We start from the raw sequence: 23,961 nt of genomic DNA, 5'->3' as shown, positions 1-23,961 counted from the left end.
GAATGATTGAAATATTTTTTATTGAAGAACAAAACAAGGCCTTACGAACACCTTGTTTTCGTTAACTAAACTCTGGTTATTAACCCATTTCAGCTATTAACTTATCAAGCTCCAAATAACATTCCGACATACCATCAGCAGCACCGGATTCCACCATCATCTTACACACTTCCGCCGAAGCATATCGACAAAGATGTGTCATGAGTGTCCGATTCCCTTCGGAGGTAAACGTACGCGATTCGAAAGTAGCATTCGGATCTTCGGGAGCATTTGGATCAAAAGTCGACATGTCAAAAATGTAATTTTCTGTATTGGCTAATTTTTCAGGAACGACAACCTCTCGAAATGTTCCGTACACACCAGATTTGTTTCCGTCTTTATCTGCATAGAGATACAGATATTTACCACCTACTTTTAGATCTTGTTTGCAAGTATCAAGAACCATACCTTCGGGACCAATCAGCCATCTTTTCATTAACTCAGGTTTGGTGTGACAATCAAAAACCAATTCCCTTGGTGCAGAAAAATACCTTGTAAACACAACTTCTGTTTCACCTCGACGTTCCATCTTTACTTCATTTTTCTCTGATTTCATTTTTTCTTATCCCCTTTGGTTTGTATTGTTTGTAATTCTTCAAGTAGTCCATCTAACACCTGATATCTTTTTTCCCACATCTGGCGGTATTTTTCGATCCAATCGATTGCTGTTTTGAGTGGTGCTGTTTCCAACCGACGGGGCCTTTCTTGGGCTCGGACAGTAGTGGAAATAAGGCCTGCCTCTTCCAAAACTTTAAGGTGTTTGGAAATGGCGGGTTGGCTCATCCGAAAGGGTTTGGAAAGTTCCATAACGGTTAAGTCCCCTTTGGCAAGGCGCATAAGAATCGCCCGACGGGTGGGGTCAGCAAGAGCAGAGAATGTGGCATCAAGAGTTTGCATAACTAGCTGGTTATATAAAAAACTGGCTATATAAAAAGCAAATGTCAAACAAATTTTTTGGTAAAATATTCAAAAAGGATAGAATGTTCTACTTTTTTTGGGGGATTTTGGATTTCAAAGGATCAGTTTTGGTTGGATCTGATTCCAGGCCTGTCTAAAAAAAAGAATATATATTAGATAAACTCGTAATATTTCAAAAAGAAACTAAAAAGAAAACACAAATGAACATTCGTAAAATTAGGAAAAACAATATTGAAATTGCAGTCGTCGATTCAGAGGATACGCTGATCACAGATCCATCCACGGCCCTGGACTTTTTTGCCACCATCCAATACGATTCGGGCTGTGACCGTTTTGTTTTGAAACAATCACAACTTGACTCGGACTTCTTCGATTTAAAAACAGGTCTTGCCGGAAACGTATTACAAAAAATTGTCAACTACCGGATGAAACTAGCAATCATCGGTGATTTTTCGATATATGCAAGCAAAAGCCTTAGTGATTTTATCTACGAAATGAATTCTGGGAGAGATGTTTTTTTTCTGAATTCAGAAGAGGAAGCAATCAACCGTTTAGCCAATAGTTAATGGCAATGAATGATACTTAAGTTTTTGATTGATTGTCTTTTACCAAAACATAACTGGGTTTTAAAACCAAATCTATATTGTTGGATTTTCCTTTTCCAAAAAAACAATCTTCGATAACAAATCAATATTATGTTTTTCAATTGTGTTGGCGAGTCCTATCCCCATTAGTTCAAAAACCCTTTGGGATAGTTCAATTGATTCAATTTTTTGATCCTTAAATCCATAAAAACCCAATACCCCGATGGTTTGGTTATGTACTTTGAGAGGAAATTCCATAAGGCAAGAAACTCCTAGTTCTACCAAATGGTCTCTCACACGATGAGCCGTTACATCAGAGATTTTATTTAAAATTTTAGCAGAACTAGACGAGGTCGGTGTAGAAAATTTGGATTCTTCTTTAGAAAATCTCTGTCCTTCAAAGATCCCGTGCACATTCCCTTCTACATAACTGTATTCCCAGTCATCCCCAATTTTGGAAGCAATCAGTCCCAGTGGCAATCCAAAGAGTTTGGTTCCCGTTTGTAGATAATTTCGGCAAATCGCTGTTAGGTCATTTGATTTAGTGGAAAGAAGCCGAAACAATTCTGCAAGCGAATGTTTCACAAACGAAGCTGTGTTTAATGTTTCGGCGATTAGATTTTCATTTTTGAATCGAATCAATTCTTGGCTAAGTTGGTCTGCAATCACATCAATGAGTTTTAGATTTTTAAATTTATGTTTGAACTTATCTTCCACAACCATTCCGATCACTCCGATCACAGTTCCAATATCAGAGCGAATGGGATATCCCAAATACATCGAAGAGGTTTTATCCGATTGGAATCCGCCGAAGGATTGGAAAAAGTCGTCCTCTCCCAACAAATTCATTTCAAAAATCATATTGGAATCTACAACATGATGGCAGGGAAGAGAGTATTTAGAAACCGTTTTAGGAATTTTGAAAGGAGAATGACTATGGAGAGCCAACAAATGAAAGTTTTGCGACTCCGGAAGGTATTCCAAAATCCAAGCCGCAATGATCTCAGGAATTCTTGCGATGGTCTCTACTGTTTTTTCCCAAATCTCTTCTGTGGGTTCGGTAGAATGAAAAGAATGTAAATCGTCGGCTAAATCCCGAGTCATAGAAATTCCGGAAAAATAATGGTTGGGAGCCAATTCAGAAAGCATACAAACCACCTCTCTCTGTCCATCCCACCAAAATCCCTGAGGCAGGCTAGAACCTAAATCCGCTATATGGGATTTTTATTCAATATAACGATCAATATCTTCCCCAACTCGTGCAATCTCTTACAGAGGAAATCCTGTCATTTGAGTGGTTTGATTCGATTCCCATTCTTCATAAGTCCTTCACGCAACTTCTTTCCCACGAGCCGCTTCTAAAATCGAAAACCACTCCACTCGTGTGAGAGGGTAAGAAAAACATTCGGCTGCCGATTGGATTCGTTCAGGATCATTCGTTCCCAAAATGGGAACAAGTCCGGCAGGATGATTGAGAAACCAAGAGTAAAGGACTTGGTCAACACTACATCCATGTTCTTTCGCAATTTCTTTTAATTTGGACACAGTGGCCACTTCCCTTTCCGACTTTGGTGAAAAGATCCGGCCCCCACCTGTGGGTGACCAAATCATCGGATGGGTTTTATGTTCTAAGGCCTGGTCAAAAGTTCCATCAAACAATGATTCTGTGTGAAACGGATGGAACTCTACTTGGTTTGTAAAAAGAGGTTTCTTGTAAGCAGCTTGTAACATTTGGAATTGGGAAGGAGTAAAATTGGAAACTCCAAAATGGTTTACCTTTCCTTCCCTGATCAGTGTTTCAAATATTTCTGCTAGTTCATAAGGATCCATGAGTGGATCAGGTCTGTGGATAAGAACCACATCCAAATGGTCCACTTGCAATTTCCGTAACGAACGTTCGACGGAGTATCGGATATGTTCTTTGGAAGTATTATAATGTTTGGTGGAAAATTTAGATCCCGGAACTTGGATTCCACACTTGGTAATGATTTTGATTTTTGATTTGATGGAAGTATTTTTACTTAAAGCGTTACCAAACAGTTCTTCATTTTCAAAATCACCATAGATGTCTGCATGATCAAAGGTATCAATCCCAAGGCTCAGACAGGTTTCTATTTTTTTTAGGATTCTTTCGGGAGAGTTACCTTCTTTATCTTCATGTAACCTCCAAATTCCATAAACTAATCTCGAGATAGAAAACTTATGTTTTGGAAATTCAATTTGTGGAACTTTCATTTTCTTTCTCCTGTTGTGAGTGGTGTCACAGGGATCCCTTTAGGTTTTCGATTTTGCGCTTCTGCAAAGTTAATGGTTTGTAAATTCGGAAGCACTGATTTTGCAAATAGTTTGGATTCTTCAATCAAAGGATAACCAGAGAAGATAAAAGCACGGATTCCCATTTGGATGTATCTTTGGATTTTTTCATACACTTGTTCTGGAGTTCCCACAATGGCCGAACCACATCCAGAACGAGCAAGACCAATCCCTGACCATACCATGGGTTCGATAAATAAATCGGCATCGGCAGACTTTCGCAATTCATCTTGACGAAGCACTCCTGCGGAATTCGAATCCAAAGCACGGTGTTTGATATCATTTGCTCTTTCTATGTCAATTTTTGATAACAATTGTTTTGCGGCGTCTTTCGCTTCTTTTTCTGTTTCTCTAACAATCAAGTGGATACGAAGCCCAAAATCGATTTTCCTTCCGAAACTAGCAGCACGTATGCTCAAATCATTCATTGTGTCTGCCAATCTTTCTTCGGTTTCAGGCCACATCAAAAAAACATCGCAAAATTCGGCACAGAGTGCCCGTGCATCGGGAGAAATTCCCCCAAAATACAATAAAGGCCCACCGTTTTGTTGGTAAGATTTTACAGGATCGGATGGGAGATCAAATTGATAGTGTTTTCCTTCAAACTGGATTCGGTCTCTTGTCCAACCTTGTTGCAAAATCTGTATGACTTCTTTGGAAATCTCATACCTTGCTTTTGAATCTCTTTGTGTTCCTGGAAGGTCCGATGAGATAATGTTGATATTGAGTCTTCCCTTTAACATATGATCTAAAGTGGATAATGTCCGTGCAAGCATGGGTGGATGGATTTCGCCACAACGAACCGCCGTTAGGAGAGAAATTTGTTTTGTCAATTGGGATGCGGCGGCGGCAAAAGTCAAAGTATCTTGGCCTGTTTGGTAAGAAGAAGGCAAAAGAATGTTTTGGTAACCGAGTTCGTCCGCCAAACGAATGATATCCGAACAATGTTCGAAACTAGAACGTAAGGAACCATCAGGCACTCCCAAATATTCATAATCTCCATTACAAAGGTCACAAAACCATGCAACTTCTACGGCGGGATTTTCAGATCGAATGATCGGTGATTTGGGAATCGGTTTCATTGTTACCTACTGGAAAATAGATACCAAGAGACGACAAGAGAGAATTCCCGGAAATCTATCGCTTGCCATAATTTTAGAAAATATCTAATATGGCGAATCAATTATCTGTTATGATAACAAGCATCGACCTTCTATTTTTTGGACTCACCTTCGTTCTCGTTCTGGGGGTTGGCATGTACGCCGGCCGCAAAGAATCTTCTTCTTCTGATTATTTTCTTGGGGGAAGGAGCCTCCCTTGGTGGGGGATTTCCGGATCCTTATTTGGAACCAATATTTCGGCAAACCATTTGGTGGGAATGCTTGGCATTGGATTTTCCGTCGGGTTTGCACAAAGTCATTATGAATTTGGATCCATCCCGGCCATTGTTCTTTTGGCTTTTGTTTTCCTTCCTCTGTTCCGAAGAAAAAAATTCTATACCCTCTCCCAATTTTTACAGAGTCGATTTGGGTCGGAAGCAGGAAGAATTTATTCGGCAATCTCCCTCATCTTAATCACCATCCAACTTACGGGAGCCCTGTACATTGGGGCCCGAAGTTTTCTTCCTTTTATCAAAGATACGGGGATCCAAATCACTTATACCGAACTTGTCCTTTGGATCGCCTTTACATCTACCATCTACACATGGTTTGGTGGTCTAAAATCAGTGGTTTACACAGATGTCATCCAAACCTTTCTCATCTTAGCCTCCGGATTACTCCTTGCTTACCTCTCCATCACCAGACCGGAAGTGGGAGGAATTTTTGAATTACTTGCCAAAGAAGAAAGCCGAGTGGATGGCCTGAGTAAAATGAATTTATATCTTCCACCGAACCACCCCACCCTTCCTTGGACCGGGGCTCTCGGTGGACTATTTTTATTACATATATTTTACTGGAATACCAACCAATATGTCGTACAGCGCACATTAGGTGGCAAATCTTTAAGAGAAGCACGTCTTGGAATCCTAGTGGGTGGACTTCTGAAACTAACTGTTCCTTTTTTCTCTATCCTTACCGGTGTGGCTGCTTATCAAATTTGGACATCTCTTGGTGAAACTTCCAATATCGCGCCAGACGAAGCCTTTTCCAAGTTAGTCGTGCTTGTGGTGCCTTTGGGGTATGGACTGATAGGAGTGATCCTTGCGGGACTCCTCGGAGCTATTTTTTCTAGTATTGACTCCATGTTGCATTCTGCAGCCACTCTCTTCACGATTGATTTTTATAAACCATTTCAGGAAAGACTCGGCAAAAAAATTTCCGATACCGAAGAAATGAATTCCGGTCGGATCTTTCTTTTGGTTTTTTCTGCTTTGGTCACAATCCTAGCCATTCTCTTTGTAGATCCCCATTCCAAGAAAAACTTTTTTATTGAACTTTCCAACCAAAGTTCTCATTTTACGCCTGCCCTCCTTGTTGTTTTTTTATTTGGAATTTTGAATGTAAAAATCAGTAGTCGAATGATTTGTATTACGATTCTACTCACTCCTATTTTTTCTTTTTTGTCCCCACTAATCTATACCGACCTCGCGCCAAAATTCATAAAACAAACATTTGGTGATGAACTTAATTTTCTACATAGAGTCTTTTTTAGTTTTCACTTTGCGATTCTTTTACTTGTTTTTACAGCCCTGGTTCAAAACAGGCGAAGGAAAAATTCGGATGTTTTGAAAGAAAAGGAAAGTTCCCTTTCAAAACTAAAACAATGGATATCCCTGATCATCCAATACCCAAATACTAAAAGTTGGATTTTGTTTTTGATTTTATTTTTTGCACTCATTACCTTCAGAATCCAAATACCGGAATATAAAATATATTTATCCATCTCTGGATTTTTTCTTTTTGTAATTTATTCTTTTTTCATAACAATCCGGATAAAATCACCAAACCAATCCGTGGCGAACCTCTTTCGAAAACGAGACGAATGGTTGTATGGAATCCTTCTGGGTTTTACATTTTTGTTTTACCTTTGGTTTTAAAATTGCTTTAAAAGACAGATCGATCGGATACGATGGGAACATGGCTAAAAAATCTAAATTTAGCATTGCGACTAAAGACAATCGAATTATGGATTTACTCGCAAGGACCGACCACAAAACTTCCGCTCAGTGGGCCTTGGATTGTGTAGAAAGAATATTTTTCTATCTTGAAAACCTCGACTACGAGGAAAGCCGTCCGCAAATCGCTCTGGATACATTAAAAGAATGGATAAAAACCGGAAATTTTAGTATGGCAGTCATACGAAAAGCAGCATTGGATTCCCATGCTGCAGCAAGAAAGATCAGCGCTGATAACGAAACAAAATCTGTAGCACGAGCCTGCGGACAAGCCGTTGCCACCGCCCATGTAAAAACTCATGCGATAGGTGCTGCCAATTATTCCGCGCAAGCAGTCTTTAGGGCCAACGAAAATCTGGATCCAGAACTTTCTGTCCAAAAAGAAAGGGATTGGCAATACAATCGTTTGTTACAATTATTGGCAGAGCCTTAAGACCAACTAACAATGTTTGTATTCGAAAAAGCAAATCATAATTTCAAAAAACCAATCTTAACCCTTGGGTTTATTTTTCTCACCATGTTGACTTTGTTTTTTGATCAGCCGGAATCTTATGCGTTCACACCAAAAAAAGCATTTGGTTTTAGTATCGTAGGTTCTATCTTTTTTAATACTTCTTTTGTAGAGTGGCTTACCAATGCCATCTACTTATACATGTTTGCTGACAATATAGAAGATGTAGTAGGACATTTTTATTTTTTCCTTCTTTTTCTTTTTTTTGGGATCTTAGCCAACCTAACTTATTTTTTATTTCATGTGAACTCCATCATTCCAGTGATCGGAACTTCTGGGGTCATATCAGGAATCCTCGGGATGTATTTTGTTTTTTTTCCTAATGTAAAAAGTACGATGGTATTCGAAAAAGCTACCTTCCGAGATATACCAATCTTTATCAGTCTCAGTGTTTGGATTCTCATCCAGTCCTATTTTTATATTGTTGAATTACACAATCAAGTGCGGAGTGTTTATGGCGGACAAGTAATCTCCTTTTTGGCGGGAATCATTCTCGCCCAAATCTTTATCCGATATAAATTTTTAGATCGACTGGAACATAATATTCGTCTATCGACTTTTATCAATAAAACCGTCCTTTGTCCTTCTTGTAGTAAACCAATCCCGACTGAAAAATATGGAAGGCTGCACTGTTCGGCTTGTAATACAAATTTCTTTTTCGATCGCCATGGAAAAAAATTTCTATAACATTACTCTGGATTTAGGAATGCATCTTACTCACAAAATTCTTTTTAAAATTCATTCGGTAAATTAATTTCTCATCGACAATTTATTTCCTCCATTTAATATCCTCCGTTACCTCGGTATTGGAGAACTCTAGATGCAAAGAATCTTGTTCCTTTTTATAGTGATGTCCTTATTTCTCTCCCAGATCCAAGCGGAAGAAAAACCAGAACCGCCGGCTCTTCCCAAAGAAGGTTATTATATCATTACTTATAAAAACTATTCGGTCAATTTAGAGATTGATGCCAATGGTTATGAAGTTCGTAGCGGGAATTCGAATGAAGATTCTTCAGGACAGGCAGATATCAACTACTGGATTTTACCTGGGAAAAACAAAATCAAAATCCGACTGTCAGAACGCAAAGGCAAACAGAAAGAAACCGGAGGTCTATCAAAAGAAGCGGAAGTGAAACTAATCATAGGACAAAAAGGACAATTCCCCGATGAAGGCCAACTCTTAAAACAATTCCAATGGCCGAAAACCGCCGAAGTCAAATTAGGTGAATGGACTGAGTTAGAATTTGACCCACCGTTCCTTCCACCAAGTCAATTGTGGAAACAAGCAGAAACCATAACTCCCACCAAAGAAAAAGAATCCTCTGCCATTGCATTTGCAAATGAGCTCACAAAAACCCTAAACACCAAAGATACCAAAAAAATACTTTCGATGATCCAATTCCGAGCCCAAGACACATCTGAAGTACGTTATTATCCGTATGTAGAAGCGGACGAAATCAAATCCATTGCCGGAATGACAAAAGCCATAGGTTCCAGTTGGAAACTAGATACAAAGAATCCTAAGTTTACTTTACTCTGTAACAACCAAATCTTAAGTGTAACAAATCAAAAAGGTGATCCGATCATTACTTCGAAAAAAGGAGCAGCCATTCCATTATACTTAAGTTGGATCGGTGGTAAGTGGGTAATCGTACGTTAATCATTCAATCGATCATTTAATTGAATCACAAACAACCTTCGGTAAAATTCCATCAGGTGAACCGAAGGGGGAAACAGATATTATGTTTTCTATACTTTCAAATACTCTGATCTAAGAATGGCCATAGGAATTGTAGACCAATACCGATCTAAATATTTATTGTTTTCTTTCAAATGGCCTTCCGCTTTAAATCCTGCCGATTCATAACATTTGATTGCAGAGAGGTTAAAATCATATACGTTCAAAGTGGCACGGTGTAACTGGAGCTTTTGAAAGATAATTTCTAATAAACTTTTTATGATTTGTAACCCAATGCCTTGGCCTCGCATTGATTCATCCCCAATAAGAATTCTAGATATATGGGCCGAATCATTTTGTGAATCGATAGTGACTTGCGCATGACCAACCAGCGTTAGATTTTCTGAATCAATCACAGAAAACATTTTGAATCGTTTCTGATTCTTTTCTGCAAATTCCAAATCACATTTCAATTGTTCTTTTAAAGTTTTGAACTTATAGACTGGGCCCGACCAAATTAACAAAAACTCCGCAGTTTTAGTCCAAGATAGAATCCTTTCGATATCTCTTTCCGTAAATGGAGTCAGTTTGATTTTCATTTTGTAAAATTTTGATCATATTCAATGTCAACAATTGAATTTACCTCAGACTCTACTCTCGAATAATTGAACAACATCTTGGCAGTGACTAAACACAAGATAATGGAAAAAATAATTTCTACTATATGAAATTTCGTAGAAAACATAATTTCTTCAACATCAATCGCCTTTTTATCAAACTTAGAAGCAAGTAAAATCAAAATATTATCAAATATCCATAGAAACCACCAAAAATGTAAAATTCCTTTGTTTAACAAGGAATTCTTTACATTCAGATGTTTCACGAGTAGTTGTTTAGCATGAGTATATAAATCGTCCATAATTTCATATGGTTTGTACAAACCAATGATAGGTATGAACCATGCGATTAGAATTTGAAAATTTGTTCCGACAAGATTAGGGAAAATAGTTTTGATTCTTAGATAGGCATTTGTCAGCCAATAGACAAAAAACATACCAGTGAATAAAAAACCCACAACATAAATTAAACTGAGCGCTGTTATATATTTTTCAACGGCTGTTATGTCTGACTCTAAAACTTGGGCTCCAGTTTCCATAGAAGAGTATAAATTGATTTGTTCGATATAAAAATATAGAATTCCAAAATTAACAAACAAAAGAGTGAGAATGAACGTTATCGTAATATTAACAGAAGTGATTTTATCTATGTTTTTCATATTTTCCCTGAAATTTTTATTCCTCTAAAACAAACAAACGAACGACCAAACCTTATCTTACCATTTCCGCTTCGTTCGTTCTGAAATCGCAAATATTTTTTGTGGAGAACTGATCCCTTTGAGTTTGTGTTCCCCAAGTTCCTCCCACCGAATGGGGATTTGGTGCGCCAACTCTTCCGATGCCAAAACAGCTTTTCCTAATTCCCCACACATACCCGCAATGCGACTGGTTAAGTTGACTGCTTCCCCAATGACCGTAAAATCCAACCGTTCCAAAGAACCAATGTTTCCATAAAGAATTTCACCAGAATGTAAACCTACTCCATGGTGGATCGGAAGTTTATTTTCTATTTCTCTTGTTTGGTTATGCAAAAATAAACTTTCACCTAACTTTCTTACAGCGAGAAGCACTTTTTTTCCTACAAAGGTTTTATTGGATTCGGTATAAGGGAAAACTGCTAAAATTCCATCACCAAGCAGTTTTAAAACCTCACCCCCGTGGGATTCAATCAGTGGGATGGCTTGTCCAAAATAATCATTTAACAATTGTATAATTTCTGAAGGAGATAGTTTTTCACTCATTCCTGAGTAATTACGAATGTCTGAAAACCAAATCACTGATTTGATATTGTCTAGTTCTCCCAGATAAACTTTACCTGAATAAACAGTAGATCCTGTTCTTTTTCCTAAATAAATACTTAAGAGTGATTCGGTTAATTCATTTTGGATGAAATTCATCCACTGAAGAGAAATAGTTTTAAGAACCTGATGTAAAAAATGTAGTTCTTCCTTTGACCAGCCACTAACCTTATCAGTGACTAAACTTAAGAAAGCAAAACTAACTCCTTTCTGGAAAATCGGTACTGCAAAATAACCTGTTGCTCCCAAGGGAGCTAAATCTTCCAGAATGGGATAAGGATACTTTTCTTCGGTATGATCCGCAAAACTAAAGTAATACGTCTTTTTGGTAGACATTACATATTGAACGGGGCTTACCGTAAACTGAGAAGTTTGTAATGAACCTAGTCGGAAACGAACCTCTCGGAGATATCCATTTTCAGATTCTATTGTGGTTTTAGAGATTAAAAGCGGATTGGTTGTATCATCAAAATATTCTAATTTACCTTTCGGAACCCAAGTATACGACAAGGACTCCACTTGTGGGTGTAGTGTTCGAGTCCCCATGTTGACGCGTACAATCTGAAAATCTAAATTCTGTAAATATCCAATACACTTATCAAATAATTCGGCGGAAGATTTAATCTCAGACGATTCATTCAAATACCAATCTATAAAATCAGCAATCATTATCCTATTTGACTTCAACAATTAACTCAAAGTCACCTTCGGTTATATTTTTTGCCCCACTCACTCCAATAAAAACACGGTAAGGATTACCGACTGCACGAAGTTCGATGGTTTGCGGTTCTGCAGGTTTTGAAAAATCGGGAGTTCCAATCCAAGTGGGGTGTGAAGCTTCACAACTTACAGCTCCATATACTTTTGGAGGAATGTATTTCGGTTCAAAACCACTAAATGCATATAGATTAACGCGTGTTTTACTATTCTTTGGTTTTACTGTAACAACCAGAGTCGATTTTTTGGGAAGGTCAGTCCAATAGTGAATTTGGTTCCCTTCAAACTCTATGTTACGAATCCCAGGCCAACATGCCATAGAACTAGTTTCTGCCCATTCCAACTCCTCCATCACAGAACCTGTTTTTAAATTACCTAGTACGGTGACAGACTTACCTTTCTCCGATTTGATAAAGGAAACACCGGGAATTTCTGACATAGGTTTGATCCGATCCAAGGGAACCACTTCGTCGTAACTGTCGGCATAACCATCATAATGAATCAAAAATCCCTCCTTTTCTATTTTGATCACCATTCCTGAAAACGACTTACCCTGTTTTGCATCGTATACTTCCACTCTGTCCCCTTTTTTCAGGGAAATTGGATCTGCGAAAAGAGAACTAAATAGTAAAAATAAAAAACTAAAAACGTAAATACATTGTTTCATGTAAGTCCCCTCTATAACGGAAAATGAATGTATTGTGTTTATCTACAATTGCAAGGAAATATTTTATGGATCGGGAAGGAACGGTCAGAGGAGGATGGGTTAAAAACAAAACCCCACTCAAGGTAACCTCGAGTAGGGCAATTCTAAACTAAACTTATTTAAGTTTAGAATCCAAACGTTTTTGTACAGCTTCCATAAATTGGAAAGTATCCAATTCTTTTTTGGTAGCTGCTGTAGATAGAGAAAGTAAGTCTTTTGTCATCTCACCACCTTCGATGGTTTCAATGATTGCTTCTTCCAATTTCAGAGCGAAGTTCACGAGTTCTGGAGTTCCATCCAGTTCCCCACGTTTCGCAAGTGCTCCCGTCCAAGCGAAAATAGAAGCCACTGAGTTTGTAGAAGTGGTTTCTCCTTTTTGGTATTTACGGTAGTGACGAGTTACTGTTCCATGTGCTGCTTCGTATTCGTATTTTCCGTCTGGAGACACAAGAACCGAAGTCATAAGACCAAGAGAACCAAAACCAGAAGCAACCATATCACTCATAACGTCACCGTCGTAGTTCATCATCGCCCAAAGTTGTCCACCTTCGTTTTTCATGATTTGCGCAACTGCATCATCAATGAGGTAGTAACTATAAGTAATACCAGCAGCTTTCATAGCGGCTTCTTGTTCTTTCGCCATGTTATCAAAGATATCACGGAAACGAGCATGGTATTTTTTAGAAATAGTATCTTTTGTTGCAAACCAGATGCTGATTTTCTCAGACAACGCATAAGTAAAACATGCCTTTGCAAATGACTTGATGGATTCATCTAAGTTGTGCATTGCAAGAGCAACACCCGGAGCTTTAAAATCGTTTACGAGTAATCTTTGTTTTTCTTTTCCAGATGCATCTGTATAAACGAGTTCTACTTTTCCTGGACCATCAACAAGGATCTCTACGTCACGGTAGATATCACCGTAAGCATGTCTTCCAATCGCAATTGGTTTTTTCCAAGAGTTTACTGCTGCTGGGATGTTTTTGATAATGATTGGTTTACGGAAAACAGTTCCATCAAGGATGGCACGGATGGTTCCGTTAGGTGACTTCCATTCTTGTTTGAGGTTGTATTCTTTCACTCGGTCTGCGTTTGGAGTGATGGTTGCACATTTAACACCTACGCCATGTTTTTTGATCGCGTTAGCAGAATCGACAGTGACTTGGTCATCTGTTTTGTCGCGGTATTCAACACCTAAGTCATAGTATTCTAAAGTGATGTCTAAGTAAGGGTAGATGAAACGATCTTTAATTTCTTTCCAGATAATTCTCGTCATTTCATCGCCGTCTAACTCAACAAGCGGTGTTTTTACTTTAATTTTTCCCATTGATTTCTCCTAAACTCATTCAATTTTTGATTCGCATAAAAACGATTATGTTGGATTTACCATATGTAAATTCCATTGGTAGTGACAAAACTCCGTAGAATTATTGATCGCTCCTGAAATGGTATGAATTCCCGTAAGGGATGTATATCTTTTTCTATAAGCATCTCGTTCGGAAATGAGAGAAAGTTTTGATTCCAAACGAACGAGAACCTCTTTCCAAGATTCACAATGTTCTTTAACCACTGGATCCTCCGCTTTGATTTTGAGGTCGGTGGCTTTTGTGATCTGAATTTCCCAAAAATGAGCCGGAAAAGCAGGCGGTGTGTATCTGTCCCTGATGGCTTCTAGGTCTCTTTCTATGTCTTGGTCTTTGAAAGTTGTAAAAAAGAAAAATCCACTGATTCGTAGTGAAAGAGGAAGGAAAAAACTAAAATTGCGATCGTAGGAGATCATCTGGCCGAGAGTCCACTCAGGAGATTTTCCGCTGTCTCTCCTTTCGGCAAAGGTCTTGGCATCGAACGAAGCCAATTCATCAAAACAGTATTGGGCAAACCGGAGTTTCTCTTTCCAGAATATTTCTAATATCTCCGTGACCATGCCCGTTTCGTTCATCCTGGATAGGGGAAAGTATTTTTCAAGTGCGAATCCTTTTTTAAGAACCAAAGTCAAATATCCACCACCGCTTCTGGTATGAAAGAAACCGAAGTGCAATGGCGTGAGCTTGTGACAAAAAAAGAAGAATTCCTACACATCTTAAGAATTCTGAACCATTATTATGAAATGCGGGGCGAAACCAAGTCCAAACAATTTGCCTTCCGTCGCACTCTCGCCGATTCTCCAACCGATGGAGTTCAAATTTTTTTCTCACAAATCGGACCCTTTGAATACCAAGTGGCTTGTCGGATTTTACCAGAGGAACATCTAGAAACCTGGATCCATATCGATGGAATCGCCGAAGAACGAGAGAGGCTAAAACAGATTGGCAATACAGAACATCCCGTCTTTTCGCTCGTTTGTCTGGGAGATTTATACGCTTTGACTCTCCCGAGCCAATTGAGCATTTAAAGGAAATCCCCAAGAAAAATCTTGATTCTTTTACAAGCGCCCGTTAGGATTTGTCGGTGTTTCGGCAAATCTTTCGGCTGGTAAGTTTTTATCTTCTATTGGTAATATTGCCGAATGTAAATTTACTGGCCCAGGATTTTAAAACCCAACACTACCCTGACGAAGGTTATCTCCAGGCTTGGAATTTCACCTTTCGCAATGAAAAATACAATCTTTTTGCCACCTTCCTTGTGAGTAATTTTGGCCCTGGATCGCATAACAACGGCATATCGCTACTTTTAAAACCCAAAGACCAACCAGTATATTATTCCACTCGCGAATTTGATTCCGATGAATATGAATTTAGGAAAGGCCAGTTCTACCAAAAAAGTGGGGAAAACTGGATGGAATACAAAAACGGAATTTATTCTTTATATATGAACTATGGTGATTGGGAAATCAAATTAGATTATAAACCCAGGCGAGGATCGGTTCCAATTTCCAAAGGAAAATATCCATTGAAGGAAGAGGGAAAATTTGTTCAGGCAGACATCCCTTTTTCTTACTCTCAAGTCACAGGAACCATTCGTTACAAAGACATTACCGAAGAGATCAAAGGTATTGGTGGTTTAGAACATATCCTTTCGAACGAACCAGTGTATCAATTTTCAAAAAACTGGGAACTTGTCAGATCCATCACCAAAGATGGATATAGAGTTTTTACCGGAGGGTTTATCGGAACTTCAGATTTCCCTGGTAGTTTTTTTCGCCGTGTAGCGGTTCTCGATAACACTGGCCATCTTGTTTTGGAAGGAACTGTGGAAAGGTCAGAAGTTTTGGACTGGGAGAAGGAACCTACTTCTGGTTATACGATCCCCAAATCAGAAGTTTTATATTTTAATGAAGGAAAATGTTCCCTTCTTGTCAAACGAACTCGTCCTATCGCAACCATGAGTGCACTGGAAAATATCTCATCTTTCTTAAGATTTTTTATCCAATTGTTTTTTGCCAAACCATACCAAATCCATTGGTATGCAGATCTCAAAATGAACTGTCCCATTTGGTCTGGGGACGCCAAGGGATACCATTCCAATTATTTGATCAACGAATGAATCTTAAAGAATAAACTTTTGTCCTTCATGAGCAATATGAACCTGCATTCCACCAGGTTTTTGTAATCTTGCTTCATCCAAAATGATTCTTGCAACCTCATGATCCGTATGGTCTGGTTCATGGTGTGTGAGAACCACAGAACGAATTTCCATCATTTCGGCAAACTCTACTGCTTTACTAACAGCAGTATGTCCCCAACCTAATTTTTTCTCCGCCTCAGCAGTGCTATACTGCGCGTCAATGATGATGAGATCTGCCCCTGCAATTTGTGGTTTCATTTTGAGTAGGTGTTCTCGGTCTTCTTCCCTATATTCCACATCTGTACAAAAAAGAAAAATTTTATTCCCTTCTCGAATCCGATATCCAGTACAAGAACCGGGATGACGTAAACCAAAAGGAATGATTTTAAGACCACCTAACATATAAGACTCAAATTCTTTCCAAAGATGAAAATATTTTTTTGAAGCCATTTGGTCTAAGGTCACTGGAAAGTTTTCTGGATGTTGTTGGCGCACCAACCTTTCCTCTAAATTTTCAATACATGAGTAAAAATTAATATTACATGATGGTGAATAACCAGGTTTAAAAAATGGCCACCCTTGGATATGATCCCAATGAGTATGAGAAACCAAGATATGAATGTCCATATCTTCCCCACTAAATGCTTGTGGTGCCAGTTGGTTTCCGAGAACTCGAAGCCCCGTTCCCATATCTAAAATGACTTTTTCACCTCCGTCCCCTTCGATAAACACACAAGTGGTGTTCCCTCCTAGATCCTGGGAAAGTGGGATGGGGAGATGATTTAAGAATTCCTCTTCGGAAAATCCGTCCGGATTCTTCCTCCACTCTTCTTTGGCCATTTGGAGGATCTTCAAAGTTTTCTCGCGTTGTTCCGTTTTAGAAATCGGTGTGGGGAGAGAACCGCGAACACCAAAAAGAGTTATTTTCATCTATTTCCTTTTTAAAATCCTGACAATACATCATCGGAAGGAATGCATTTGTTAGTTAGCCCAGAAATCCAAGAAAAACTTTGGAAGTTTACTACAAAGACTTCCTATCGATCCGACTATCTCCTGCAACCTAAAGAGCGGGGAAAAAAAATCGACCTAAAAAAATCTTTCCCGGAACAGATCCAAAACTTTGTTTTAGAACTTGGATCGGGATGGGGCGAAGTTGCCATCGAATTGGCTTCGAATGACCGCCAAACAGGTTATCTGTTGATGGAAAAGAAGGTAAATCGGATCATCCACACCGAAAAACAACGACAAACGCTCAGTTTGGAGAATATCCGTTATATGACCGTTAACTTCCAGTGGTTTTTCGATGAATTGCTTGAGAAAGAAATTTTTGACAAAATTATCATCAACTTCCCAGACCCTTGGCCAAAGAAAAAACACCGTAAAAACAGACTGATGCAATGTCAAATGTTGGAACAAATTTATGATTTGTTAAAACCCGGTGGTAAGCTGTTATTTGCAACCGATTACGGCCCTTATGCGAGAAGAACCATTTCTCTATTCAGAAAATTTCCTAAATTTGTTTGGGATGAAAAAGAATATGAATTCGAAAGGCCTGGTTTCCCAGTTTCCTTTTTCGAAACGGAAAAAAGAAACGAAGGGAAACGAATTTATTACCTAAACCGAACTAAAGTTAAATAAAATCCTAATAAAGTAGGTTTTTCCTTTTTATCAGATCAAATCCATCTCAAGTAAGAGCTCAAGATTCTTACTTGAGAATACCTTTTGAATCCAGTTTCTCTACAATCTCAAATTGATGATTAGTCTACTGTTACCGTACTGATACGAAGGCCATCCCGGTCTCCCTTCCAAGGAACAGGAGTTTTATCCCGACCTTTGATGAGAAGTAATTCCTTAGACCTTCCTTCCACCACAAGTCCATCTAAAGGATAATAAAAATCTCCTTGGATGGCATAAGAATCTTTCCACTTCGAACCACCTTTCCAAAGATAGGCGGTGTTTTCTGTATTGATTAGTAAAGACTCGGAATTTTTAACAACAGAACGAATGGATTCTGTATTCCCAAGGGAATATAGTTTTGCTTTTTCTGTTCCTTGATACATTTGATTTCCCAATTGGATCAAACAAGAATCTTCAACACATCCTAGGATCTGCGCCGATTCCTTTGTATCTTTCTTCGCAACAGGAGCCGATACCTTCTTTTCTTTTTCTGGACTTACACCAATCGCAAACACTTGGATTTGGAATTCTTTCTTTAAATCACGAAGAACTATGAGTTTTCCTTCCTCGGTGTAAGAAAAACTTAAAAAATCGTTTCCATTCCATTCTTCTAAAATTTCTAAATTGGGATTGGTTTTTACAATTTTTCTGTCCGTTCCCTTTTCTTTTTCCAATAGAAGGAAAAACCCATTTCCATCAGCAGACCCTTGTTTTACCTTCCAACCAGCTAATACCTGTTTCTTGAAAGTCATCTTTCCCGATTCTGGGTAGATTTTTGTGGCAGTATCGTTTGTAATTCCCACAAGTTCCTTCCCCGCAACGAGTAGTTGGAATGGAGTGGATGTGTATTGTTTCCAAACAAGTTCTTTTGTGATTCGATCATAACCGACAAGGGCAGATCCATAATTCACAATGATTCGGTTTGGATATACAATTGGTGTGGAAACAGGAGTTCCAGAAAGATTAAGGTCAGTTACATGGAGTGGTTCATCATCCAAAGCATCAGAAGGAAGTAACCTTGCGAATTTGGTTTCTCCGTATTCACGTAAAATTTTCTCTTTTACTTGGTTCCGTTTGGTTTTGACCTTATCGGATGGAGATTGTTTTTGTTTGGCGTCCAAAATTCTAAATTGGGCAAACAATGCTTCTGCAGATGGTTCTTCTTTTAGAACACGATCAATGATTTTCTCTGCTTCTTCCAATTTGTTTTCTTTGAAATAGATATAAGCTAGTTGGATCTCACCATCCATAAAATCCGGATCTGTTTTTCGAATGGATTCTAAGATGGATTTAGATTCTTTTGTGAGATCTTCATTGAAGTATGCAATTGCCAAATTGTAAGAAGAAAGGCCGAATTCTGAATCTTTTACTCTTGCCTTCTCAAATTCACGTTTTGCTGCATCCATTTGGTTTAATTTATAGAATGCCAAACCTTTAGCTACGTTACTCGGGGCAAAATTAGGGTTTACCAAAATAGAACGATCAAATTCAATAATAGCGCCTTCATAATTTTTACGTTTCATGGTCACAAGACCTAACATATAGTAGGCGTAATAAGAATCTGGTTTTTCTTTTAAGATATCATGAAACCCATCTTCTGCTTTTTTTAATTCGCCTTTTTTGTAATAAAAAGAATAAATCCCTTCCTTAAAAGAAATTGCATTTTCTTTATTCGAACGAACTGCATTCTCTAAAATAGAAAGTCCCTTTTCTTCTTCACCTTTTTCGATATAACATTCTGCAATTTTTACGAGAAGTGAAGCTTTGGGAACTTTGTCATAAGCCTTTTGGTATGGAGTTACCGCTTCGATGTATTTTTTACGATTGAAAAGTGAGTTCCCTTCTTTCACAAAAGGTAAAATCTCCGCAAAACGAGAGTTCTCTGCTACAGTTTTTTCTGTTTCCAGTAACTCAGGAATGTCTTTGGTATATTTTTTAGATTTTTGGATGAACTCATTCGCACGTGTATAGTTTTCTTTCGAGTTTTCTTCTACTGCACGTTTGTAATATAAACTTCCCAATCGGTAATCTACAGCATCATTGTTTGGGAATTTTTTCTTAAGTCCCATGTATATAGATTCTGCTTCGTCCCATTTGCTAGCGTCTTCTGCAATCCGGCCGAGTGTGATCGCGCTAAAAGGATCTGTCGCCGATAGGATTTCCAATTTTTTGATGTATTCTTTTTCTTTTTTGGATTCACCAGTTTTTGCATACACACGAGCTAGCCCCTGTAAGGCGCCCGGGTTTGTTGCATCCATTCGGTAAGCTTCTAAAAACGAACTTTCCGATTTTTTATATTCTCCGAATGCAAAGTAACCACGACCAAAGGCATTTTGAACGGCAGGGTTTTCTGGATTCACACCCATAGCTTTACCATATTCATCAAAGGCTTGTTTCCGTTTCCCTTGGCGGAGGAAAACATCCCCATCAGCAATGTATTTTTGTGATTCTGCTAATACCTTTGCCTTACGAATGTCTTCTTTTTTGGCCTTAGGATGAGACTCTGCTTTTTTTAATACATCCAAAGCTTCATCAAAACGACCTGAATCAATTAACACATAGGCTAAGTTGAGTTTTGGTTCAAAAAAATTGGGATCCCAAGACGCAGCATCTTGGAAACTGAGATTAGCCTTTTTGGTTTCACCCCATTTCCATTCGCATATCCCTTGTTTGTTGCGGATTTCTGCATTTTTCGGAATTTTTACGCCAGCTTGTTTGGAAGTTTTTAAACAATCCGAATAATTATGAGTTTGGATATAAACATTACACAATCCAACATATCCACTGGGATTTGTATCAGAATAGGAAATGGCTTTTTTAAAACTTTCCTCACCTTCTTTCAGTTTACCATTTAGTAACTGTGCATTTCCAAGAAAAGACCACAAAGAACCATTTTGAGGTTGTAGGTCTGTGGCTTTTTTGAATTCAGATGCGGCTTCCGAATAATTTTTTTTGTTAAGGAAGTCATTACCTCGTTGGATGAGAGAGGCAATTTTTGTAGAAAGTTTGGCGTCTTTGGCAGTTTTTAATTCAGGATTGAGTTTTTCCGCCTTTGCAAAGTAAGCCTCTGCTTCGTCGTATCTTTTTAGTTCCAAACAAATATCACCCAACTGGTTTAAAAGTTCGACTGGGTATGGGAACTCTGGTTTTGCCTCCAATGGTTTGAGAACAACAAGACTCTCTTGGTAACGACCCAAGTTTTTTAGTAACAAGCCGGTTTTGTAAGTATAGATAGTTTCTTCTGGTTTGAGTTGGCTTAAGGTTTGGTAAGTAGAAAGAGCGTCCTCATTTTCTCCCAAAGTGGATTGGACAGTTCCAAGCCCAATGAGTAGTTTCTCATTTTTGGGATCTAAGTTTTTGCCTTTTTCATAGGCATGTTTTGCATTCTCGTATTCACCTAACTGGTAATAGGAAGAACCAAGAAGAGAATAACCATCAATTAACTCAAAAGTTTGGATGGATGTCTTTGCTTTTTCTAAAGCAGAATCCATGTTTCCCTTTTGGAATTCGTTACTACCTTCTGCAACAAGAGCCCTTGCTTCTTCAATTTTTTGGCGGTCCGAAACATCGGATTTTTCCACGACGGGATCTTTGACAGTGACTGGTTTAAAATCCCGGGACTGACAACCAACAAACAAAACGAAGGAAATACATAAATAACTAAGTTGTCTCATTTTTGGAGCCTTTCCTCAAACTTAACCATATCAGGATATCGTATTTTTACACCGCGAAGGGGTGTGCCCGTAACAGGCATGTTATGTGGAGTTAATACTCCAATATTCCAAAAAGTTTCAAAATTCCATGGAAGTTCTTCTACAGTTTTATTTCCTAAAGACAATCGAATCATTTTTTTTTCGATATCTGTTGAAAGTTTAACAGTTCTTCCTTTTAGTTCATCTTCTTTGTCCCAACGGTAAGAAGAACGAACCGGTGCTTCTTTTTCTTCCGAAGAAAATTTGATGATATGGAAATCAGTTTTATCTACATAAACGAGGATCGCATTTTGATTGTGATCGGTAAAAGAAAGGCCAACGGCACCGTTTAAATCCTTCACAAGATCTAACACAAGTTCGGCTTCCAAATAATCTGGAATTAGATCTTCGGAATACACCCCATACCAACCAGTAGGTAGGTCTTTATTTTTTGCAAAGGTAAGTTTGCCAGGAAAAGTCGCAGAAAAATTTGGTGATGCCGATGTGAGATTCCAAAATTCTTCTGACTCCCAACCCACTCCATCTTCCAGAGAGATTGGTAGAGCAATGGATGTAATTTGTTTCGGTCTAATTTTGATTCCAGCTTTCGCATATTCAAAGTTAGAATCATTTTTTGTGCGAATGAATTGGATCGGATAACTTCCATAAGGAACTCCCGATTCCGCATATTGTGTTTTTCCTTTTTTCTGACCATCAACGACGATGTCGAGGCCCGGAGGAAAACTAGAAATGACAATGGTTCCTTGCGAAATGTCATCACTCCATTCTTGGAACACACGTGTGGTTTTACCTGCACGAATTAAGATATTTCGTTTTACAGGATCTTTGCCGGGTTTTGCAAAGGAAAGGGAATGTTTTCCATTGATAAGTGGATAAGAAAGTAAGGGAGCTTTGCCTACTTCCACACCGTCCAGATAAATTGTAGTTCCTGGCGAAGTAGAAAACACAGAGGCATTTCCTCGTAAGGAGGCGGAAAAATAATTACGTAATTCATCTTCTGACGGGGAAGAAACTTCTGCAAAGTAAGCTGGAACACTAGGCGTTAAAGGTTGGAGTTGTCTTTTGCCGTGGAATACATCAAAGGACTTTACTGATTTAACAGCAGGTTCCTTTTCTTCTTGGAAAACAAAAATCGCCTTACCAAAATTTTGCGACAAAACGGGATCTTTGTATTGTACTTCAACAGAAAGTCTTTCTGCATTTTTGGTGAGAGAAAGTTCCAATAATAAATCCAAATCAGAAGATTCGGAAAATTTAGAATCAGGAACTTTGGGAGCTTTTTTATAAAGACCCAGTTTGTTGTGAGGGAAGAGAACCTTCTCCTCTAGTAGTAATAAATCTGATTTAGAGAACTCCTCTGGAACTTGTTTCCAGAGGAGGGAAAAATGTGGAGTGGATTTATTTACCAGTCGTTCTTTGTAATCTCTACCCGAAGGAAGGGGTTCCGACTCACCCGGAAGAGGTGCGATGAACTTAGGTTTTGTAAAACTTCGATTCAGTGTTTCGATCTTTGTGACCGAAGAACAATAACCGACTAAAAAACAAAGGACCGGTAAATAAACATATCTCATTTCGTCTTATCAAAACTCTCTTTAGGTGCTAATTTTAGGGAATCTTTCTGAACATCTTTTTTGATGTATTTAGAATCTTCGATAGACTTAGCAGTTGTAATCACTTCATCAGATTTTGATTTAGTAATCTCACGTGATTTTGCTGCTTTTTCCAATTCTTCTACAGAAGATCCAATGTTTAATTTTTGAAGTTCTTCGTTGTTAGTTTTTAGTTCGTTTGCAAGTGACTCAAACTGTAACATCTTTGTGTTTTCAAAAGCCAACATTTCTTTCATTTCTGAGAGAGACTGTTTGTCCATAGGTTTGATCATTTTGTCAGAAAGTTTCGTTTCGTTTCCGACTTCAGCTGTTTTCTGTTTGTCGACAACGATTTCGTTTTCTGAGTTTGCTTTGCGAACGGCAACCGCACCATCAAGTACAGTATACTTCACTACACAGTTTCCAGAACCACAAGCAACGTTACCACCTTTAGCCGATGGATTTTCTACATTGGTTAAGAAGATCGTTCCGCGAACACCCGCGATGGAAGTTGGTGTCACTACACTGAAAGATTCTGTTTTTCTTTCTTTGCGAAGAACTGTCACAAGTTTTCCGTATTGCATGTTGACTTCTGTTTCGCGTGATCCGTCGTTTGCAGCAAACGCTTGGCTTACGCTAAGAGAAGTATTTTTGTTTAACTTAAGCACTCCGTCTTCACCCACAAGGATTTCCACAGAACCGTTTTGTCCGGTTACGATGGTATCTTTGGAAGTTAATACATCACCTAAGTTTGGTTTGACTTGTCCACTTTCGCGGATCACAACCACATCACCTTTTACAAAGGCAACAACGACATTACTTTCTTGTGCAGACTTTTCTGTAACAGTCGTTACAGATTCCTTAGAATCTTTTTGGCAAGCAGCAAAAACCATGGCAAAAACCGCCACAAATCCTAGTGCTGTCAATCGATTGATCATTGTACGTTTCATATTCCTTCCTCCGGAAATATCATTCTAAGAAT

General features: G+C 38.5%; 23 protein-coding genes. 8 read left to right on the top strand and 15 right to left on the bottom strand.

Going from position 1 to position 23,961, the window contains the following annotated elements; genetic code table 11:
* Positions 1-79: 79 nt before the first annotated feature.
* The gene (locus EHQ16_RS14025; RefSeq protein WP_135633446.1) at positions 80-595 is read right to left on the bottom strand and encodes an SRPBCC family protein; all 516 of its coding nucleotides are present in this window, start codon (positions 593-595) and stop codon (positions 80-82) included.
* Positions 592-936 carry an ArsR/SmtB family transcription factor gene (locus tag EHQ16_RS14020; RefSeq protein WP_135633634.1) on the bottom strand — a complete coding sequence of 115 codons (345 nt, stop codon included), beginning with the start codon at positions 934-936 and terminating at the stop codon, positions 592-594. Before EHQ16_RS14020 ends, EHQ16_RS14025 begins: the two co-directional genes overlap by 4 nt.
* Positions 937-1,157: 221 nt before the next feature.
* On the opposite strand from EHQ16_RS14020, the gene EHQ16_RS14015 reads away from it, so the two are divergent.
* On the top strand, positions 1,158-1,523 hold the full coding sequence (locus EHQ16_RS14015; protein ID WP_135633448.1) for a DUF4180 domain-containing protein: 366 nt from the start codon (positions 1,158-1,160) through the stop codon (positions 1,521-1,523).
* Positions 1,524-1,595: 72 nt separating this feature from the next.
* Here EHQ16_RS14015 and EHQ16_RS14010 read toward each other — a convergent pair whose 3' ends face one another.
* The 3 genes from EHQ16_RS14010 to EHQ16_RS14000 form a co-directional block, all read right to left on the bottom strand.
* Positions 1,596-2,690, bottom strand: a complete 1,095-nt coding sequence (locus tag EHQ16_RS14010; protein ID WP_135633450.1) for a GAF domain-containing protein — start codon at positions 2,688-2,690, stop codon at positions 1,596-1,598.
* Positions 2,691-2,870: 180 nt separating this feature from the next.
* On the bottom strand, positions 2,871-3,776 hold the full coding sequence (locus EHQ16_RS14005; RefSeq protein ID WP_135633452.1) for an aldo/keto reductase: 906 nt from the start codon (positions 3,774-3,776) through the stop codon (positions 2,871-2,873).
* Positions 3,773-4,936, bottom strand: coding sequence for an LLM class flavin-dependent oxidoreductase (locus EHQ16_RS14000; RefSeq protein ID WP_135633454.1), 1,164 nt, complete (start codon positions 4,934-4,936; stop codon positions 3,773-3,775). Before EHQ16_RS14000 ends, EHQ16_RS14005 begins: the two co-directional genes overlap by 4 nt.
* Before the next feature lie 89 nt (positions 4,937-5,025).
* On the opposite strand from EHQ16_RS14000, the gene EHQ16_RS13995 reads away from it, so the two are divergent.
* From EHQ16_RS13995 to EHQ16_RS13980, 4 genes are all read left to right on the top strand, one after another.
* Positions 5,026-6,891: an SLC5 family protein gene (locus tag EHQ16_RS13995; protein WP_135633455.1), complete on the top strand. Its 1,866-nt coding sequence runs from the start codon at positions 5,026-5,028 to the stop codon at positions 6,889-6,891.
* A complete protein-coding gene (locus tag EHQ16_RS13990; protein ID WP_135633457.1) occupies positions 6,845-7,402 on the top strand; it encodes a putative immunity protein in 558 nt (185 codons plus the stop codon). Before EHQ16_RS13995 ends, EHQ16_RS13990 begins: the two co-directional genes overlap by 47 nt.
* 12 nt (positions 7,403-7,414) lie before the next feature.
* Positions 7,415-8,167, top strand: coding sequence for a rhomboid family intramembrane serine protease (locus EHQ16_RS13985; protein WP_135633459.1), 753 nt, complete (start codon positions 7,415-7,417; stop codon positions 8,165-8,167).
* Positions 8,168-8,300: 133 nt separating this feature from the next.
* On the top strand, positions 8,301-9,140 hold the full coding sequence (locus EHQ16_RS13980; RefSeq protein ID WP_135633461.1) for a hypothetical protein: 840 nt from the start codon (positions 8,301-8,303) through the stop codon (positions 9,138-9,140).
* Between the two features lie 89 nt (positions 9,141-9,229).
* Here EHQ16_RS13980 and EHQ16_RS13975 read toward each other — a convergent pair whose 3' ends face one another.
* The 6 genes from EHQ16_RS13975 to EHQ16_RS13950 all read right to left on the bottom strand — a co-directional run bounded on the left by EHQ16_RS13975 (position 9,230) and on the right by EHQ16_RS13950 (position 14,435).
* Positions 9,230-9,757 (bottom strand): GNAT family N-acetyltransferase, encoded by a 528-nt coding sequence (locus tag EHQ16_RS13975; protein ID WP_135633463.1) that lies wholly within the window; start codon positions 9,755-9,757, stop codon positions 9,230-9,232.
* On the bottom strand, positions 9,754-10,434 hold the full coding sequence (locus EHQ16_RS13970) for a DUF4328 domain-containing protein (protein ID WP_135633464.1): 681 nt from the start codon (positions 10,432-10,434) through the stop codon (positions 9,754-9,756). Before EHQ16_RS13970 ends, EHQ16_RS13975 begins: the two co-directional genes overlap by 4 nt.
* Before the next feature lie 57 nt (positions 10,435-10,491).
* Positions 10,492-11,742 (bottom strand): adenylate/guanylate cyclase domain-containing protein, encoded by a 1,251-nt coding sequence (locus EHQ16_RS13965; protein ID WP_135633466.1) that lies wholly within the window; start codon positions 11,740-11,742, stop codon positions 10,492-10,494.
* Between the two features lie 4 nt (positions 11,743-11,746).
* A complete protein-coding gene (locus EHQ16_RS13960) occupies positions 11,747-12,457 on the bottom strand; it encodes an MBT domain-containing protein (protein WP_135633468.1) in 711 nt (236 codons plus the stop codon).
* Positions 12,458-12,611: 154 nt separating this feature from the next.
* Entirely contained in the window at positions 12,612-13,823 is a 1,212-nt protein-coding gene (locus tag EHQ16_RS13955; protein WP_135633470.1) for an NADP-dependent isocitrate dehydrogenase, read from the bottom strand.
* A 45-nt stretch (positions 13,824-13,868) separates the two neighbouring features.
* Complete coding sequence (locus EHQ16_RS13950) at positions 13,869-14,435, bottom strand: hypothetical protein (protein WP_208742304.1); 567 nt, start codon at positions 14,433-14,435, stop codon at positions 13,869-13,871.
* 78 nt (positions 14,436-14,513) lie between these two features.
* Here EHQ16_RS13950 and EHQ16_RS13945 point away from each other — a divergent pair, with 78 nt between their 5' ends.
* Both EHQ16_RS13945 and EHQ16_RS13940 read left to right on the top strand, forming a co-directional pair.
* Positions 14,514-14,888 carry an LIC_13246 family protein gene (locus EHQ16_RS13945; protein WP_135633472.1) on the top strand — a complete coding sequence of 125 codons (375 nt, stop codon included), beginning with the start codon at positions 14,514-14,516 and terminating at the stop codon, positions 14,886-14,888.
* A gap of 56 nt (positions 14,889-14,944) precedes the next feature.
* Entirely contained in the window at positions 14,945-15,979 is a 1,035-nt protein-coding gene (locus EHQ16_RS13940) for a hypothetical protein (protein WP_135633474.1), read from the top strand.
* A gap of 3 nt (positions 15,980-15,982) precedes the next feature.
* Here EHQ16_RS13940 and EHQ16_RS13935 read toward each other — a convergent pair whose 3' ends face one another.
* Positions 15,983-16,930, bottom strand: coding sequence for an MBL fold metallo-hydrolase (locus EHQ16_RS13935; RefSeq protein ID WP_135633476.1), 948 nt, complete (start codon positions 16,928-16,930; stop codon positions 15,983-15,985).
* A gap of 48 nt (positions 16,931-16,978) precedes the next feature.
* Between EHQ16_RS13935 and trmB the strand changes: the two genes are divergently transcribed.
* On the top strand, positions 16,979-17,638 hold the full coding sequence (gene trmB, locus EHQ16_RS13930; protein ID WP_135633478.1) for a tRNA (guanine(46)-N(7))-methyltransferase TrmB: 660 nt from the start codon (positions 16,979-16,981) through the stop codon (positions 17,636-17,638).
* A 119-nt stretch (positions 17,639-17,757) separates the two neighbouring features.
* Here the strand turns inward: trmB and EHQ16_RS13925 are convergent, their stop codons facing one another.
* From EHQ16_RS13925 to EHQ16_RS13915, 3 genes are read right to left on the bottom strand one after another with little or no spacing between them, the layout of a single operon-like run.
* Positions 17,758-21,351: a tetratricopeptide repeat protein gene (locus EHQ16_RS13925; protein ID WP_135633480.1), complete on the bottom strand. Its 3,594-nt coding sequence runs from the start codon at positions 21,349-21,351 to the stop codon at positions 17,758-17,760.
* A complete protein-coding gene (locus EHQ16_RS13920) occupies positions 21,348-22,961 on the bottom strand; it encodes an LIC10124 family lipoprotein (RefSeq protein ID WP_135633482.1) in 1,614 nt (537 codons plus the stop codon). Before EHQ16_RS13920 ends, EHQ16_RS13925 begins: the two co-directional genes overlap by 4 nt.
* Positions 22,958-23,929 (bottom strand): FecR family protein, encoded by a 972-nt coding sequence (locus EHQ16_RS13915; RefSeq protein WP_135633484.1) that lies wholly within the window; start codon positions 23,927-23,929, stop codon positions 22,958-22,960. The genes EHQ16_RS13920 and EHQ16_RS13915 overlap by 4 nt, the downstream gene beginning before the upstream one ends.
* Positions 23,930-23,961 lie beyond the last annotated feature (32 nt).

This window comes from Leptospira kanakyensis, assembly GCF_004769235.1.
Taxonomy (GTDB): Bacteria; Spirochaetota; Leptospiria; order Leptospirales; family Leptospiraceae; genus Leptospira_A; species Leptospira_A kanakyensis.
The sequence above is the reverse complement of the archived record's forward strand: the minus strand, read 5'-3'. Positions and strand labels throughout refer to the sequence as shown.

Bases quoted from the DNA above. Each gene is read 5' to 3' on its own strand.
- EHQ16_RS14025 (WP_135633446.1), bottom strand. From the start codon at position 595: ATGAAATCAGAGAAAAATGAAGTAAAGATGGAACGTCGAGGTGAAACA.
- EHQ16_RS14020 (WP_135633634.1), bottom strand. From the start codon at position 936: ATGCAAACTCTTGATGCCACATTCTCTGCTCTTGCTGACCCCACCCGT.
- EHQ16_RS14015 (WP_135633448.1), top strand. From the start codon at position 1,158: ATGAACATTCGTAAAATTAGGAAAAACAATATTGAAATTGCAGTCGTC.
- EHQ16_RS14010 (WP_135633450.1), bottom strand. From the start codon at position 2,690: ATGCTTTCTGAATTGGCTCCCAACCATTATTTTTCCGGAATTTCTATG.
- EHQ16_RS14005 (WP_135633452.1), bottom strand. From the start codon at position 3,776: ATGAAAGTTCCACAAATTGAATTTCCAAAACATAAGTTTTCTATCTCG.
- EHQ16_RS14000 (WP_135633454.1), bottom strand. From the start codon at position 4,936: ATGAAACCGATTCCCAAATCACCGATCATTCGATCTGAAAATCCCGCC.
- EHQ16_RS13995 (WP_135633455.1), top strand. From the start codon at position 5,026: ATGGCGAATCAATTATCTGTTATGATAACAAGCATCGACCTTCTATTT.
- EHQ16_RS13990 (WP_135633457.1), top strand. From the start codon at position 6,845: ATGGAATCCTTCTGGGTTTTACATTTTTGTTTTACCTTTGGTTTTAAA.
- EHQ16_RS13985 (WP_135633459.1), top strand. From the start codon at position 7,415: ATGTTTGTATTCGAAAAAGCAAATCATAATTTCAAAAAACCAATCTTA.
- EHQ16_RS13980 (WP_135633461.1), top strand. From the start codon at position 8,301: ATGCAAAGAATCTTGTTCCTTTTTATAGTGATGTCCTTATTTCTCTCC.
- EHQ16_RS13975 (WP_135633463.1), bottom strand. From the start codon at position 9,757: ATGAAAATCAAACTGACTCCATTTACGGAAAGAGATATCGAAAGGATT.
- EHQ16_RS13970 (WP_135633464.1), bottom strand. From the start codon at position 10,434: ATGAAAAACATAGATAAAATCACTTCTGTTAATATTACGATAACGTTC.
- EHQ16_RS13965 (WP_135633466.1), bottom strand. From the start codon at position 11,742: ATGATTGCTGATTTTATAGATTGGTATTTGAATGAATCGTCTGAGATT.
- EHQ16_RS13960 (WP_135633468.1), bottom strand. From the start codon at position 12,457: ATGAAACAATGTATTTACGTTTTTAGTTTTTTATTTTTACTATTTAGT.
- EHQ16_RS13955 (WP_135633470.1), bottom strand. From the start codon at position 13,823: ATGGGAAAAATTAAAGTAAAAACACCGCTTGTTGAGTTAGACGGCGAT.
- EHQ16_RS13950 (WP_208742304.1), bottom strand. From the start codon at position 14,435: ATGAACGAAACGGGCATGGTCACGGAGATATTAGAAATATTCTGGAAA.
- EHQ16_RS13945 (WP_135633472.1), top strand. From the start codon at position 14,514: ATGAAAGAAACCGAAGTGCAATGGCGTGAGCTTGTGACAAAAAAAGAA.
- EHQ16_RS13935 (WP_135633476.1), bottom strand. From the start codon at position 16,930: ATGAAAATAACTCTTTTTGGTGTTCGCGGTTCTCTCCCCACACCGATT.
- EHQ16_RS13925 (WP_135633480.1), bottom strand. From the start codon at position 21,351: ATGAGACAACTTAGTTATTTATGTATTTCCTTCGTTTTGTTTGTTGGT.
- EHQ16_RS13920 (WP_135633482.1), bottom strand. From the start codon at position 22,961: ATGAGATATGTTTATTTACCGGTCCTTTGTTTTTTAGTCGGTTATTGT.
- EHQ16_RS13915 (WP_135633484.1), bottom strand. From the start codon at position 23,929: ATGAAACGTACAATGATCAATCGATTGACAGCACTAGGATTTGTGGCG.